This window comes from Achromobacter sp. SIMBA_011 (assembly GCF_046535435.1).
Lineage (GTDB): Bacteria > Pseudomonadota > Gammaproteobacteria > Burkholderiales > Burkholderiaceae_B > Achromobacter > Achromobacter dolens.
The window spans coordinates 1-252 of sequence record NZ_JAWRWN010000887.1; the positions used below are offsets into that span (position 1 = coordinate 1).

Below are 252 nucleotides of genomic sequence, written 5' to 3' on the forward strand. Positions count from 1 at the left end.
CGCCGCGAGCGATGCGCCGGCCACCCGCACCGTGCGCCGCGTGCCGCCGCCGGCCAGCATCGCGTCGAGCGTGCCTTCGCCGCCGTCGGCCATCGGGCAGCAGCGCACGACCGCATCGGGGCGGGCGCGGCGGATGCCGGTGGCGATCGCGTCCGCGACCTGCTCGGCAGAAAGCGAGCCTTTGAACGAATCGGGCGCGATGACGACGACAGGCGCGGACGGGTGTTGCGGCATGGTGTCTCCGGAAGGCGT

At 74.6% G+C, this 252-nt stretch carries 1 protein-coding gene; it reads right to left on the bottom strand.

The genetic code is table 11. The features are described from left to right. Positions 1–234, bottom strand: a 234-nt coding sequence (locus SB816_RS33565; protein WP_410548448.1) for a glycerate kinase, incomplete at its 3' end; no start/stop codon positions are given. Positions 235–252: the final 18 nt, after the last annotated feature.